At 41.4% G+C, this 16,706-nt stretch carries 9 protein-coding genes; all 9 read left to right on the top strand.

Features of this window, described 5'->3' with window-relative positions:
- Positions 1–263 precede the first annotated feature (263 nt).
- The 9 genes from ACFSKL_RS17110 (at position 264) to ACFSKL_RS17070 (ending at position 16,465) form a co-directional block, all read left to right on the top strand.
- Complete coding sequence (locus ACFSKL_RS17110) at positions 264–1,514, top strand: ribulose-bisphosphate carboxylase large subunit family protein (RefSeq protein ID WP_376887618.1); 1,251 nt, start codon at positions 264–266, stop codon at positions 1,512–1,514.
- Positions 1,514–2,905, top strand: coding sequence for a four-carbon acid sugar kinase family protein (locus tag ACFSKL_RS17105; RefSeq protein WP_376887616.1), 1,392 nt, complete (start codon positions 1,514–1,516; stop codon positions 2,903–2,905). The genes ACFSKL_RS17110 and ACFSKL_RS17105 overlap by 1 nt, the downstream gene beginning before the upstream one ends.
- Positions 2,906–3,610: 705 nt before the next feature.
- On the top strand, positions 3,611–4,276 hold the full coding sequence (locus tag ACFSKL_RS17100; RefSeq protein ID WP_376887614.1) for an aspartate/glutamate racemase family protein: 666 nt from the start codon (positions 3,611–3,613) through the stop codon (positions 4,274–4,276).
- A complete protein-coding gene (locus ACFSKL_RS17095; protein ID WP_376887613.1) occupies positions 4,269–5,570 on the top strand; it encodes a bile acid:sodium symporter family protein in 1,302 nt (433 codons plus the stop codon). Before ACFSKL_RS17100 ends, ACFSKL_RS17095 begins: the two co-directional genes overlap by 8 nt.
- Before the next feature lie 765 nt (positions 5,571–6,335).
- On the top strand, positions 6,336–6,566 hold the full coding sequence (locus ACFSKL_RS17090; protein WP_376887611.1) for a hypothetical protein: 231 nt from the start codon (positions 6,336–6,338) through the stop codon (positions 6,564–6,566).
- Complete coding sequence (locus tag ACFSKL_RS17085) at positions 6,556–6,903, top strand: type II toxin-antitoxin system PemK/MazF family toxin (protein ID WP_376887609.1); 348 nt, start codon at positions 6,556–6,558, stop codon at positions 6,901–6,903. The genes ACFSKL_RS17090 and ACFSKL_RS17085 overlap by 11 nt, the downstream gene beginning before the upstream one ends.
- 877 nt (positions 6,904–7,780) lie before the next feature.
- The gene (locus tag ACFSKL_RS17080; RefSeq protein ID WP_376887607.1) at positions 7,781–8,890 is read left to right on the top strand and encodes a glycosylase; all 1,110 of its coding nucleotides are present in this window, start codon (positions 7,781–7,783) and stop codon (positions 8,888–8,890) included.
- Positions 8,877–12,170: a glycoside hydrolase family 2 TIM barrel-domain containing protein gene (locus tag ACFSKL_RS17075; protein WP_376887604.1), complete on the top strand. Its 3,294-nt coding sequence runs from the start codon at positions 8,877–8,879 to the stop codon at positions 12,168–12,170. Before ACFSKL_RS17080 ends, ACFSKL_RS17075 begins: the two co-directional genes overlap by 14 nt.
- A gap of 857 nt (positions 12,171–13,027) precedes the next feature.
- Positions 13,028–16,465: a glycosyl hydrolase gene (locus ACFSKL_RS17070; protein ID WP_376887603.1), complete on the top strand. Its 3,438-nt coding sequence runs from the start codon at positions 13,028–13,030 to the stop codon at positions 16,463–16,465.
- Positions 16,466–16,706 lie beyond the last annotated feature (241 nt).

The following is a 16,706-nucleotide window of genomic DNA, read 5'->3' as shown; positions in this document are numbered from 1 at the left end:
TTCACTTTTTCAATCCGCAATATCCCAATATTACTTCATAAAAAAGTTCGCACCTTCTTTTCGTAGTTCTCACCATTTAAAACTGTTTTGACAAAGTGAGAATAGTCGAACTCAGGTTAATATATTTTTCAGAAGCAGGTAGGTTCAGGATTCTTTTGCTTTTTAGAAAAATGAACTTTGGGAAATTAGGGTTTATTATTTTAAAGGGTAGGATAGCATTCGTGCTAATCTTACCTTTTTTTCTATTGAAAGAAAAAGATAATATGGAAAGAATTACAGCACATTATTTAATAGAAACCCCTTACGAAGTAGCCAAGGCAGCGATGGTTCTTGCCGGGGAACAATCCTCTGGAACCTTTGTCGAAACTCCGGGTGAAACGCTTGAATTGAAACAGCGGTTTGGGGCAAAGATCGAAAATATAGAAATCCTAGAATCGGTAAACCAACCGGCAATTCCAGGTCCTTCAACTTCCTTTGGTAAATACCATCGAGCAAAGATTTCAGTTTCATGGTCTTTGGAAAATTTTGGATTCAACCTGCCCGTGATGCTTTCCACCCTTCAGGGAAATCTTTATGAAATCACCCAGTTCACGGGCTTGAAATTAATGGATATTGATTTCCCGAATTCATTTGTCTCACATTTTAGGGGACCGAAATTCGGAATCAAAGGAACTCGTGAACTCACAGCTGTACCCACCGGACGGCCTTTGATCGGTACCATCATCAAGCCAAGCATAGGCATGGATGTAGAAACTACCGCTACTTTGGTCAAAACATTGTTGGAGGCAGGGATTGATTTTATCAAAGATGATGAATTGATGGGATCGGCAGCCAATTCTCCTTTTGACAAAAGGGTAAATGCGATCATGAAAGTTATCCAAAACCATGCTGACAGTACAGGAAAAAAAGTGATGTATGCATTCAACATCAGTGATGAAATGGATGCCATGCAGCGCAATTACGATAAAGTTGTGGAAAGGGGAGGAACATGTGCGATGATCAGCATCAACAGCGTGGGACTGTCTGCCACAAAGAAAATCTGTGATCGTGGATCATTGGCCATCCATGCACATAGAAATGGCTGGGGAATGCTCAACAGACACCCATTGTTGGGAATAGAATTCAAAGCATACCAAAAGATCTGGAGACTGGCAGGAGTGGATCAGATCCATGTGAATGGGATTCAAAATAAATTTTGGGAATCGGATGAATCTGTCGTTCGATCCATTGAAGCCTGTAGGGAGTCTTTGAACAAAGGTTTCGAGGTTTTGCCAGTAGTATCATCGGGACAATGGGGCGGTCAGGCTTTTGAAACTTACAGACAAACAAAAACCACAGACCTACTTTACATGGCAGGTGGAGGCATCATGGCGCATCCATCAGGACCGGCAGGTGGCGTGGCAGCTATCCAACAAGCTTGGCAAGGGGCAATTCAGGGATGGGATATGGAAACCACAGCTGATCATCACAAGGAGTTTGCGCAGTCAGTAGCTAAATTCGGAAAAATCAAGTGATGGGAGCAGAGGCAAACAAATTGTTATTGGCTTTTTATGGTGATGATTTCACCGGGTCTACCGATGCCTTGGAATTTTTGGCAAATGCCGGAATCCGCTCAGTCTTATTTATCAGTCCTCCAAGTCAAGAAACATTAAACCAATATCCGGATATAGAAGCTTTTGGGGTTGCTGGTTTGAGCAGGTCATTGGGACCGGAAGAAATGGAGCAGGAGCTAGGGACTGCATTTTCTGCTCTGAAAGCCTCAGGGGCTTCACACATTCATTACAAGGTTTGTTCGACATTCGATTCTTCACCCACGATCGGGAGTATTGGAAAAGCAATAGAAATTGCAAAAGGGATTTTTGAACCTGATTTCATCTCCTTGCTGGTGGCTGCCCCGGCTTTGGGAAGATACTGTGCTTTTGGAAACTTGTTTGCCAGGATGGGAATTGGAAGTGAGGGGCTGATTTATAGGTTGGACAGACATCCTTCCATGTCCAAGCACCCTACAACTCCAGCCGATGAGGGCGATTTGCGCATTCATTTATCCAAGCAGACAAATCTGAAAATTGGCCTGGTAGATCTCCTGCAAATAGAACAGGGAAAAATTGGTGAACAATTGTCAACCGAGCAAAATTCAGGCTCAGAAATCATTCTTTTCGATGCTGTAAATCAAAATCACATAACGGAGATTGGTAGGTTTTTGGCAGAAAAAGGAAAAAGTCAGCAACATTTCTCAGTGGGTTCATCAGGAATAGAGATGGCATTGGCGAGTGCTTGGGGCTCAAAACAGCAAAACTGGCTAATTCCAGGAGATGCAGGTCCGATGTTGGTCTTATCAGGAAGTTGCTCACCAGTCACCGCAGGGCAGATTAGAATGGCCTTGCAAAATGATTTTGGAGAAATAGCTATCGACACCACAGAGATTGCAAGGCAACGAGATTCTTTTTCCAAGGATGATAATCTTGAAAAAGCTATAGAAATCCTAAACGCTGGGAAAAGTTTGGTGATCCATACTGCAATTGGCTATGACGATCCAAGAGTGTCCGAGACAAAAAAAATACTCTTGAATCAGGGCTTAAGCGAAGTCGAAATATCAAGACTGACAGCCAAGCGCTATGGAAGTATGATGGGACTGTTGGCTAGGAAGATTTTGTCCAATGTTAAAGTGAAAAGGATATTGGTGGCAGGAGGAGATACCTCAAGTTGGATAGCAAGGGTATTGGGGATTCAAGCAGTAGAAATGATTGCGCCCTTGACTCCTGGAGCACCACTTTGTAAGGTCAATGCTCCCGATTCGCCAGCCCATGGTATAGAAATCAATTTCAAAGGCGGACAAGTAGGAACAGAAGATTACTTTATCAAAGTGCAAAAGGGAAATATGGCTGGGGATATAAATTCAATGTAGGAAGAAGGAATTTGGTAGCTGGAAGAACATGATTTAGAACCAAGAGCCAAGAAATAAGAACTAAGACAGACGTGAGATATGAGACACAAGATTTGAGACAAGAACGTGAGACGTGAGTGAAACGAGAGGCAAGAACCGAGAACACGCCCTGAAAAGCCTGTCCCGCATCCTTATCGGGAGGCAATTGAATGGCTAGCGGAAATAAAGAGAAATCAATAAAAAAAGTGTCAAGTAATTTCAGGACGCGACAAGAAAAGAGCTATGTCTGACAAGGTTCATTCAACCACGAAGTGCCTGCCTGCTGCAGGCAGGGTTAAACTTCGATTAACGCCGTATGAAATGCGGGGAATAAAGATGAAGGAAAGGGACAACAACCCCAACGGGGTTGAATCTTTCATTTATCAATTGAAAAAAGTGTCAAATAAAATGAGGGCGGGACAATAAGCAAGGCGAGCAAGATTTGCCCTGAAAGGGCTTCTGACATTAGCATGGGGTTGTAACCCTATGCTAGGACAAAAAGATATGTTCATTTTTGCCCTGAAAGGGCAATTGAATAGGTATCGGATATTTAGAAAAATCAATTGAAAGATGAGCTCTGAAACAATATCTAAATATCGAGTATCCATAAATATCAATAGAATCAGAGATAATCAAATCAATCATCATTGGGGATAAAATCATAAGATCACATTTATTATAAAAACTATGACTTACAAAAAACTAGGATTGATACATACCTCGGCAACATTGGTTCCTGTATTCCAAAAATTATGTGCAGAAAACCTTCAGGGAATTGAAGTATTTAACATTGTAGATGACAGCTTGATCAAGGATGTGATTGCCCAGGGGAAATTGACACCACATACAGCAAAAAGGGTAGTGGATCATGTGGCTGCAGCAGCGCATGCAGGAGCCGATTATATCATGGTAACTTGCAGCTCAATTGGTGTAGCCGTGGAAACAGCCGCATCCTTGAATCAGGTTCCTGTTCTCCGGGTAGACCAACCAATGGCGGATTTGGCCATCCAAACCGGAAAAAAGATCGGGGTAGTCGCAACTTTGGCTACGACCCTGGAGCCTACCTCTGATTTGGTGAAAAGGAGATCTGTTATTCTGGGCAAAGGGATTGAAATTACCTCCAAACTTTGCCAGGGGGCTTTTGAAGCTTTGATGAATGGAGATTCCGAAACCCATGATACCATCGTTTCGAGTGCTTTGAAATCACTTGCCAAAGAAGTTGATGTGATACTTTTGGCGCAAGCTTCCATGGCTAGGGTGGTGGATACCTTGAGTGAGGAAGATAAAATTGTCCCAATCATCTCCAGTCCACCTGAAGCAATGAAGTATTTAGCGAGCCAATTGAATGGGTAAATTAAAACAAAATACTTTTTTAAAGCTTGGTTTAGGGCTTTCAGCATTCTCCTTTTTGGTTTTTGCTGGAGCATTGTTTTTGGATCAATATGGGATTGCAAAGGTCTTTGTTCTTGCTGGATGTTTGGTATTTACCTTGACCATGCGCTTGATTCCAAAGCTCAAAGGATTCCAATATACAGCTTGGATTCTGCTGGCGGTTTTGGCTGGTATGTTGTTTCCCGAGCGATTTTTGCATGTGGGGGAAATTGATCTTAGAAATAAATGGCTGATTCTCGTGGTTGTCCAAATAGTGATGTTTGGCATGGGAGTGCAGATGAGTCTACGGGATTTTGCTGGTTTGGCTTCTACAGGAAAGGGCGTTTTGGTAGGCATCATCAGTCAATTTTCAATCATGCCCATTTTGGGGTATCTGTTGACAAGGGTTTTTGACTTTGAGCCGGAGATTGCTGCGGGGATTATCCTTATGGGGTCATGTTCCAGCGGCTTGGCATCCAATGTGATGGTTTATTTAGCAAAAGCCAATTTGGTACTATCTGTGACAGTAACAGCCATTGCCACACTTATTGCCCCGATCATGACACCTTTTTGGATGAAAACATTGGCTGGCACTTTGATCGATATCAGGTTTTTTGATATGATGATCGAGATTGTCAAAATAGTTCTAGTCCCAATTGGAGCAGCTTTATTGCATGACTACTTAAAGAATTCTCTAAGAGAGAAAAGACGAATTGTTTATAAAATCGCTATGATTTCCGGATTGCTTTTGCTCTCACTTTTATTTGGTATTTGGGAATTTTCATCACAATATTTTACCCCTCAAATGATGCAGTCTTTGGAGATATTCTCCTTCTTTTTGGGAGCTGTTTGCTTTGGGGTTTTGTATCATTTGTTTACCAAGAAAGTGTACAGTATGGGCAAAATCATGCCGCTCCTGTCCATGGCAGGAATTGTATTCTTCACCACTGTTACTACTGCGGCTGGCAGAGACAATTTACTCCAAGTTGGGTTTTTGCTGTTTTTGGCTTCTGTGATACATAATTCCCTGGGGTATTTCTTCGGGTTTTGGTTTAGCAGATTATTGGGCTTGGATATATCTTCCTCTAGGGCTATGGCTTTGGAAGTGGGCTTGCAAAATGGAGGCATGGCTTCCGGACTCGCTGGATCGATGGGAAAACTAGGAACAGTGGGTCTTGCACCTGCTGTGTTCAGTCCATGGATGAATGTCTCGGGTTCTATTTTGGCAAATTATTGGAGAAAGAAAAGTGAGTCAAGGGAGGAATTAGTTAATTAGGTTAATTGGTTGATTTGGTTATTGGTTAATTGGGTTGAATTATTTATTGGGTGATTCAGGGATTAGTTAAGCGTTAAGTCGATTTAACCACGGAGAACTCCAAGAAAGCACGGAGGCCACAAGGGGTTCTCGTTTATCTAAATTAAATCATTGTCCACTTTGTGACCTTTGGGAATTCACAGGGGCGTTAGCCCTGTTTTCTTCGTAGAAAACAAAGTATAGCGATCACCAGAGGGGTGCAGCCCTGATTTCTTCTCTTAATTTTCATCTGTTAAAAGATTGATTAAACCACGGAGGACACCAAGGAAGCACGGAGAACACAAGGGGTACTAGTTAAAAACGAAATGAATTCCTTGTGCCCTTTGTGAAAATCTTTGTGCTCCTTGTGGTAAATATTCAGTTCGAATTTATATTGCTAGCTCTAAATCACCAAAAACCAAATAGATACACATTTTTCTATAAAGAAGTAGGGGTTAGATCCCTGATTTTCGCTCACTTTCTACTAATCACCTATTCCACTAAACACTTACTATCTAACTCAAAGAATTGCCAAGTCAAGGAATTCGCAAATAAAATCAAAAATAGATATACTTGAAAGATATACTTTAATGGTATATATTTGTGGATAGATATTATTACCATGAAATTGAGCCTAAGGAAGACAGGCATGACTAGAATCGTTACATATCAGGATGAGAAACTTTGCGACCTGTCTGCCGTTAGGCAGGGATTCAATCTGACCACTTAAAAGCAATTGTAAAACAGATGAAAACAGTATCACTAAAGATAGACGATTCAATTTTCGGCGAGACAGAAAAAATACTCGAAAAAATTAAAAAACCACGGAATAGATATATAAACGAGGCTATTGATTTTTACAATAAATTCCAACGGAAACAGTTTCTTGAAAAAAAACTTAAGAAGGAATCGGCTTTGGTTAAAGCTGAATCAATGTCTGTACTTAAAGATTTTGAGGGGATTGATTATGCAGGTTAAACAATTTGAAGTTTGGATAGCTGATTTAAACCCGCAGATTGGTACCGAGGCGGGCAAAACAAGACCCGTTTTGGCTATTCAAACTAATTTGCTCAACAAATTGCCGCATCCATCAACGATTGTTTGCCCGATTACAACCAATGTGGTTCAAGATTCCGAGATATTAAGGGTTCATCTAAAAAAAGGTGTTGCAAATCTGCATCAACCTTGTGATATCATGATCGACCAAATTCGGGCGATTGATAATAAAAGATTGATTAAAAGAGTCGGGATCTTGCCAGTAGAATTGATTGAACTTGTCAAAGAAAACATAAAAATAGTACTTGACCTTGAGTAACACTTTATTAGAATATGGATTAATTGATCTGAATAAATGGTTGTAGGTTAATTCAGTTGAATTAATGATTAATAACCTTTGAGGTGATTTTTTGACCCATCCTTAGCAAAAGGGGGATCCGATGGTTTTCCAATCCCATCGCCGTTACAGTTAATTAGCGAACAGACTATTCAACCAGTAACTTAATCAACTTAATGCGTGGATAAAACGGTGCGAGATTTCTTTTATAGACCTCCCCTCAGGGGTATAGTCCTGATTTCTTTTTTTAATTTTTACATGTTGAAAGTTTGATTTTACCACGGAGAGCGCCAAGGAAGCACGGAGAACACAAGGAGTACTAGTAAAAACGAAATGAATTCCTTGTGTCCTTTGTGAAAACCCTTGTGTTCCTTGTGGTTAACATCAGTTTGAATTTAAATAGCTAACCCTATAACCCTTCTCGAAGCACATATTTTTCTACGAAGATGTATGGGCTACGCTCCTGATTTTCTTTCTATTCATTTAATATCGAATCAACCAAAATTATCTCCTTAATCAATTTACAGCCGAACATAGCGGTTAGGGATATCTTCCCGCAATTCTGCGAGACAGGCTCCTTAAGGTCGATATGACTTAGACTTAAAAATAATCTATAACTCAATCAACAAATCACTTTCTCCTAAATCCATAGAATGAGATATCTCCCTTAAGGTCGATATGACATACAAAACCACTTAATCGACTAATAACCTAATCAACTTTTCCTCCAACAACCCCATCAACCCACAAAATTCCCCATCCGTTGGCTTGCACCCATGTAAGCACAGGAAGGTATTTTCCAGCGAGAAGCTAGTTTTATCTTTTGTTAGAGAAACATGGATTCTAGAGATTTATTTTGATGAAAAAATATACAAATATTTGGTTTTTGGCAGGCATCTTACTTTGTATTGCCTGTGATACCAAGCCGAGGGAGATCACAGCTGAACTGCTCGATGAAATTTACGAAGAGGTCAAAACGCCCTTTAAATATGGATTGGTGAAAGTTCCCCCTTCCGATGATCTCAAAATGGACTGCCCAAGCGTATTCAGAAAAGATGGAAAATGGTACATGACTTACCTGATTTTTGGAGGTAGGGGATATGAAACTTGGTTAGCCGAAAGTGACAACTTACTGGATTGGGAGACCAAAGGGAAATTGATGTCTTTTTCCGATTCCACGGATTGGGATGTGAACCAGAAAGCGGGTTACATCGCATTGCAGGATTTCGATTGGGGTGGATCTTATGAATGGAATACTTATGATGGAAAATATTGGATGAGTTACTTTGGAGGTAACAGCACCGGATATGAAGCAGGATTGCTTTCTACAGGAATCGCCTTCACCAACAAATCCCCAACAGAAGTGCACGAGTGGGAGCGATTGAGAAATCCAGTATTGAAAGCCACTGATGCTGATGTGAGGTGGTGGGAAAATAGCACCCATTACAAAAGCTCTGTAATCTGGGATAAAAAAGAAAAACTGGGCTATCCATTTGTGATGTATTACAATGCACGGGGAGACAGTATCAACCCTAAAAAGGGTGCTGAAAGAATTGGGATGGCTGTTTCCAAAGATATGGTCAATTGGGAAAGGTATCTGGAAGATCCGCTGATCAACCATCATAAGGGGATTTCTGGGGACGCCTTTATCCAAGAAGTCAATGGTGTATATGTGATGTTTTTCTTTGGTGCATTTTGGCCAGATCGGCAAGGAGACGGAGCCTTCAACCGATTTGCTGTTTCCAATGATTTGGTCAATTGGGTTGAATGGGAAGGTGGGGATTTGATCAGACCATCAGAGTCCTATGATTCGGTTTTTGCACACAAATCATTCGTGGTCAAGCACGATGGAGTTGTCTATCATTACTATTGTGCCGTCAATGACAAAGACCAAAGAGGAATTGCAGTCGCCACATCAAAGGATTTGGGAAAAAGCACTTTAAGTTTTGTGGAAGATGAAAGTAACTAAGTTCATTACATTATTTCTTTTTGTCGGATCATTCCATTGTCAATGGCTTGGGGCGCAAACGGTAACAGGTGAACCTGCCGGAGTGCCTGAAGCACCTAGAAAATATGCATTTGCACCTTGGGAAGATCCTCTTGTCACAAGCATCAATAGAGCTCCAGCTAGGGCAACTGCCTATTCTTTTGCTTCTTCGGCTGAGGCTTTGGAAGGGGATAGGGATAAAAGTAGGATGCTTTTGCTGAATGGGAAATGGGATTTTTCTTTTGCGGAAAATTTGAAATTAGCCCCCAAGGATTTCTATCAACAAAGGGTACAAGGCTGGGACAAAATCGAGGTGCCTTCCAACTGGGAACTCAAAGGCTATGATATCCCAATCTACAAAAGTGCAGTTTACCCATTTAGACCTATCAATCCTCCTTTTATTCCCAAGGAGTACAATGGGGTAGGTTCTTACCAAAGGACTTTCTCAGTTCCTGATGATTGGAAAGATATGACGGTCACCCTACATTTTGGTGCAGTCAGTTCAGCTTTTCAAGTTTGGTTGAATGGGGAGTTTGTAGGTTATGGGGAAGATAGTTTTTTGCCATCGGAATTCAATATCACTCCCTACCTAGTAGCAGGTGAAAACACAGTTTCTGTACAAGTATTGCGTTGGAGTGATGGATCCTATTTGGAAGATCAAGATCATTGGAGGCTAAGCGGAATCCAAAGGGAAGTTTTCTTGATGGCTGAGCCAAAACTCAGGATTGGGGATTTTCATTGGCAAGCCAAGCTTGATAAGGAGTATAAAGATGCTGTTTTTCAACTCAGGGCAAAAATCGATAATTTTTCAGGAAATCAACAGTATGGTCATGTGCTGAAAGTTCAGTTGTATGATCCCGAGGAAAAACCTGTATTCGACAAGCCATTGGAAAAATCCGTCAAAGATATTCTCAATGAAAGCTATCCTCGCTTAGACAATGTCCGTTTTGGGATGTTTGAAGCTGAGGTGAAAAATCCCCTGAAATGGAGTGATGAAACGCCAAATCTATATGCAGTTGTGTTGACATTGGAGGACTCTTTGGGAAAGGTTTTGGAATCCAAAAGCACAAAGTTAGGATTTCGGTCTATAGAATTTTCGAAGGAAAATGGGAAATTACTCGTCAATGGAAAAGTCACCTACCTCTATGGTGTAAACCGTCACGATCATCATCCAGAGCGTGGAAAGGCCATGACCAGGACGGATATCGAAGAAGATGTCAAAACCATCAAGCAGTTTAATTTCAATACGATAAGGACGAGTCATTATCCGAATGATCCATATTTCTACGAGCTTTGTGATGAATATGGGATTTTTGTCATTGATGAAGCCAACCACGAGACACATGGGATCGGAGGAAAGCTCAGCAATGACAACCAATGGACACATGCCTTTATGGAAAGGGTGACCCGAATGGTTCAGCGGGACAAAAACCATCCAAGTATCATATTTTGGAGCTTGGGAAATGAAGCTGGTAGAGGTCCAAATCATGCAGCCATGGCAGAGTGGGTGAGAGATTTTGACATTACCAGACCTGTACATTACGAACCAGCACAAGGAAACCACAGAGTCGAAGGATACATTCCTCCCGACCATCCAGATTACCCTTCCGAGCATGCCTACAGAATCCAAGTTCCTTCCGATCAGCCTTATGTGGATATGGTCAGCAGGTTTTACCCAGGTGTATTCACTCCCGAATTGCTCGTAAATCAACATGTAGATAAGAGACCGATTGTATTCATAGAGTATTCACATTCTATGGGGAACTCTACAGGAAATATGAAAGAACTCTGGGACAAATTCCGTTCTCTTCCTCAAGTGATCGGGGGCTGCATCTGGGATTTCAAAGACCAGGGTTTGACCAAATTGGATTCAGCAGGAAACCCTTTCTTTGCTTATGGAGGTGATTTCGGTGAAGAGTTGCATGATGGCAATTTCTGTATCAATGGAATCGTTGCTTCCGACGGCAGGCCAAAAGCAGCCATGTACGAATGTAAGTGGGTTTACCAACCTGTAGAAAGTACTTTGATGGATAGTACAGATTTTACTATCCTAGTACTCAATCGACATGCAGCCAAGTCCCTTCAAGATTATCAGGTAGTATTGGAAGTATTGGAAGATGGAAGATCAATTTCCAAAAAAACACTTCCTAGCATGTCATTGGAAGCTGGTGAACAGCGAATATTGGCAATCAAATCTCACTTGCCTAGATTTTCAGCAAAACATGAGTATGTAGCCAATCTTTCATTTCACCTAAAAGAAGATAAACCTTGGGCTTCCAAAGGCCATGTGATTGCCTCCGATCAGTTTGTCTTGCAAGTTGCCAAAGAGGAAAAAACAGGAACTACAGCGAATTTGGGAAAAATCAATGTTTCATCGGACAATGATGTTTGGTTGCTAAGTTCAGGGGATTTTGAAATTGGTTTTGATAAGAAAAATGGTGCTTTGAGCAGTTTTAAGTTTGCTGGAGAGCAGCAGATTTTGGCTCCCATGCTTCCAAACTTTTCCCGTCCACTCACGGACAATGACCGAAAAGGCTGGAAACCACACCAAAAGTACAAAGCATGGTATGAAACAAATCTGGAATTGGTGGGAATGGATGTGGATGATACCAAAGAAACCATCCAAGTATCAAGTACCTATAAATTGATAGAGGGAAAGGCAAAGGTTACCGTAAACTACAATGTTCATCCTTCAGGGACAATCAAAGTATCCTATGAACTGATTCCCCTTGATGATTTACCAAACATCCCCAAAGTCGGCATGACTGTGGGAATTCCTAGAGCTTTTGAGCAAATTTCTTGGTATGGAAAAGGTCCGTTGGAAAATTACATTGATAGGAATAATGGATTTCCATTGGGCACTTATGAAAGTGGATTGGTAGAATTTATGGAACCCTATGTGATGCCCCAAGAGAATGGAAACAGAACAGATGTGAGGTGGATGGCATTCAATGATGCAGGAAAAGAAACAGGCATGGTGGTCATTGCAGAAACAGCTTTGAGTATGAATGCATGGCCCTACACAGAAGAAAACATCAATAAAGCTAAACATACTTATGAGTTGAAAGATGCAGGATTCATCACCGTCAACATCGATTTGATCCAAATGGGCGTAGGAGGAAATGACTCTTGGTCAGACGTCGGTCAGCCACTGGAAAAATACCAAATCTCTTCCAAACCTTATAGATACGCCTTTTACCTCAAACCATTCAATAAAAATGCACCATTCTTTCAGGAGGGTTTTAGGGAGGTGAAGTTTTAGGTTTGTGATTAGGGATTAGTTAATTAGGTTATTGGTTGTTTAGGGGATCAGTTGATTCAGTGATTAGTGGATTAAGTTATTGGTAAATTGGGTTGAAAAGTTGATTGGTGAAAAGTGGGAGGTTTCTCTCAATTGTAGCAGAGGTACGCTAAGGTTTATTGGAAAACCGAGTGGCTTGATAATTTGTTCATTGAAAAGCAGGTCAACAGCTGTGATGACTGAGATTAAGGATGCAAGAACCACGACTCAAGGTATTAAGAAACGAGAGATAAAGATAAAAACCACGAAGTGGTTGAACTTTCATTAACCCCGGGTTGCAACCCGGGGATTATAACCAATGATGATGGTGACAACCCCGAAGGGCCTGCCTGTTGCAGACAGGGTTGAACTTCTTCTTTTGAAATTGATGAATATTTAAAATACCGAGTAGAAATAAACCACAAAGACCAAAAAGATTTTCACTAAGGACACAAATAAGAAACCCCTTGTGTCCTCCGTGCCTCCTTTGTGCTCTCCGTGGTAAAATCGACTTGACACTTAACAAACTAATTAATCACTAATTCAACCAATTAACCGATAACCAAATCAACCACAAGGATTACTAAGAGTGCAAGAAACTAATAATATTTAACCAGAATCCCCTTGTGCTCTCCGTGCAACCTTTGCGCCCTCCGTGGTTAAATCGAATTAATGCTTAACCAAATTAACTAATCCCAAAATCAACCGATCAACCGATAACTCAACAACCATAGATCTCTCTAGTCCCAAACCTTCAAACCTTCAAACCTTCAAACCTTCAAACCTTCAAACCTTCAAACCTTCAAACCTTCCAACCATTCAACACACCATTATTCCCCATGAACAAAATCCATCAAATATTAAAAGGCATTTTTCTGATCACAATGTTGATTTCCTGTCAGCAGAAAGACCAAAAGTCAACAACTTCATTTGAACCAACTTATGAAAGTTCGCAGGCATGGGCTTATTGGTATTGGATGTATAGTTCGTATTCCAAGGAAGGGATTACCGCTGATTTGGAAGCGATGAAAGAAGCAGGACTTGCAGGGGCATATTTGATGTCGATCCGAGGACCAAAAGATTCCCTTTTGATCGATCCGCCAATCATCCAGACAAGTCCAGAATGGTGGGATATGGTCAGGCATGCCTTGAAGGAAGCTGATAGACTGGACTTGCAGATAGCCATGCATTCCTGCGATGGTTTTGCTGTGGCTGGCGGTCCTTGGGTGACGCCAGAGCTGTCGATGCAAAAACTTGTTTGGTCAGAAACTCATTTTGAAGGTGGAGAATTGATTGAAACGAATTTGACACAACCCGAAACCAAGGAAAACTACTACAAAGACGTTGCTGTTTTTGCTTATCCGATTCCTGACAAAGGTTACAGGAAATCAAGTATTGAGAGACCAAAAGTCAGCAGCAATTTGTCAGACAAGGATTTAGATTTTTTGCTCGATGATGACAAAGAAGGGACTTTTTCCACCAATGACGCAGCTTGGATTGAATATGTTTTTGAGGAGCCTTTTACCCTAAGAAATATCAGAATCAAAGTGGGTGGATCGCATAGCTATCAGGCACAGTGGATGAAGTTGGAAGTAAGTAATGATGGGGAAAACTATCAGGAATGGACCAGATTGGAACCTCCAAGACATGGATGGCAGGATTGGGATGCGGATTATACCCATGCCATAGAACCCGCAACTTTCACCCATTTCCGACTTGTTTATGATCCACAAGGCAGTGAGCCTGGTGCTGAGGATTTGGATGCAGCCAAATGGAAACCTTCCCTAAAAGTCAAAACGATAGTACTGAGCGAAGAACCTAGAATTGGGAATTTTGAAGGAAAATCCGGGTTGGTTTGGAGGGTAAGCAAACAGACATCAGATACAGAAATCGCATCTGCAGAAGCAGCACCATTGAAGGATGTGATCGATATTTCAAAAAACATGGATGCCAATGGACAGCTTTCTTGGGAAGCCCCAGCTGGCAATTGGAAAATATTGAGGTTTGGACATACTTCTACAGGGCACACCAATGCCACTGGGGGTGGAGGTCTTGGATTGGAAGTTGATAAATTCAATCCCGAAGCGGTCAAATTGCAGTTTGATTCTTGGTTTGGAAAGGCTGTTGAAGTTGCTGGTCCGGATCTGGCGGGAAGGGTTTTGTCTCTTTTGCATATTGATTCTTGGGAAGCTGGAAGCCAGAATTGGTCGCCCTACTTTTTGGAAGAATTTGAAAAAAGACGTGGATATGACCTTATGCCTTATTTGCCGGTAATGGCTGGCTATCCCATAGAAGGTGCTGATTTTTCCGAGCAAATATTGTATGATGTGAGGCAGACAATAGCCTCCCTGATCGTAGATGTGTTTTTCGAAACCATGAGAAAAGAAGCAGCTGCCCACAACATCAAATTTAGCGCAGAAAATGTAGCGCCAACCATGATGAGTGATGGCTTGCTGCATTTCAGCAAAGTTGATTTTCCAGGTGGAGAGTTTTGGCTGAATAGTCCTACGCATGACAAGCCCAATGATATGCTGGATGCCATTTCCGGAGGACATATTTATGGGAAGCAGATAATTCAAGCAGAGGCATTTACCCAATTGCGGATGGATTGGGACGAACATCCGGGAAATCTAAAGACCATCGGAGACAGAAATTATGCATTGGGGATCAACAGGTTTTTTTACCATGTTTTTGTCCACAATCCTTGGTTGGATAGAAAGCCCGGAATGACCTTGGATGGCGTTGGGCTTTATTTTCAGCGGGATCAGACTTGGTGGAAGCCCGGAAAAGCCTGGATTGATTATGCCCAGCGGGTTCAATACCAATTGCAAAAAGGCATTCCTGTCGTTGACATAGCGGTATTTACTGGGGAAGGATTGCCAAGCAGGGCGGTGCTGCCTGAGAGGTTGGTGCCTTTTTTACCGGGCTTGGTCGGGAATGATTTGTTGGAAAAAGAGAAAAAAAGATGGGCAAATGAAGGTCAACCCACGCACCAAAGACCAAAGGGAGTAACCCATGGATCCAATATTGCTTTGGCTGAGGATTGGACAGATCCTTTGAAGGGATACAAATACGATTCATTTAACCCTGATGCTTTGCTCAATTTGGCTTCCGTGAAAAACGGTAAAGTCGTCTTGTCTACAGGGATGGAATATAGCGTGTTGGTTTTTCCGGGAAATAGAAAAATGAACCCTAATGCAAATAGGGTTTCTCTTGCTGTACTGAAAAAAATGTTGGAATTGGTAGAGGCAGGAGCAACGATTATGGTAGATGGGAAACCTGTAGGTTCACCAAGTTTAGTTCTTGATAAAAGAGCATTTGAGCAGTATGAAAAAGTAGTCCAAAAACTCTGGAAAGGATTTAACCCTAATCTTTCCAAAGGTCAAAATGAATGGGCTATAGGAAAGGGAAAAGTTGTGCAGTTGCCTTATGCAGATGAAACGTTGAAGGGAATTGGCATTGTGCCGGATGTCACGGCTACGGAAGTTGGCAGAGAAAGAAATCAGGGAATAGCTTGGAATCATAGAAGTGCAGGGGAGGAGGAAGTCTATTTTATTTCAAATCAACTTGAAGAAAAGCGGCAGATGGATTGGTCATTTAGGGTTTTAGGAAAAATTCCCCGAATCTACGACCCAGTTAAAGATGAATACCGGGAAGTGAATACTTGGGAAATCAAGGATGGAAGAACAGTTTTGCCATTGACTTTGGATAAGAATGAATCCCTTTTTGTGATTTTTGAAAAAAAGACCTCAGAAAAAGCTGTTTCCAAGGGAAAAAACCAGCGAGAATTCCTCCCATTTCAAGAAATCAAAGATTCATGGAGAGTACAGTTTGACCCTGAATTCAAAGGTCCGGAAGCTGTTCAGCAATGGGATGTTTTGACTGACTGGATCCAAAACCCAAATCCCGATATCCAACATTATTCAGGAACAGCCAGCTATCAAACCCAATTCCAATTGGATGAAAGTCCGAAAGAAGCACTTTGGTTGAATTTGGGAGAGGTGAATTATTTGGCAGAAGTCATTGTGAATGGAGAAAATTGTGGGGTTGCATGGACTTATCCTTTTACCTTAGACATTTCCAAGGCGGTCAAGAAAGGCAATAACGAACTGACCATCAAAGTTACCAATACATGGGCAAACAGGATCATTGGCGACATCAACAAACCAGAATCCGAACGCTTGACATGGTCAGTAGCAGACCTCTCAAGAATCAAGAATAATCCATTGATGCCTTCAGGATTGATTGGGCCAGTGAGGATTGAGAAGGAAAAGTGATTTGTGATTAAATAAATTGGGCGAAAATTAGGGGCGTAGCCCATACTTCTTCGTAGAAAAATGTAAATCTAGCTGAATTTAAGGGGCGTAGCCCTGCCATCTGAAATCCAAACTGAAAATCAACCACAAGGATCACGAAGGTTTTCACAAAGGTATTATGTTTGAAAAATAGGCATAAGCTAGATTTCATATATTAAAGGGAGAAATTCAACATTAACCTTTAAATTAAGAACGCTTATGC

Source organism: Belliella marina, from assembly GCF_042682445.1.
Lineage (GTDB): Bacteria > Bacteroidota > Bacteroidia > Cytophagales > Cyclobacteriaceae > Belliella > Belliella marina.
This window is presented reverse-complemented; position numbering and strand designations above follow the sequence as displayed.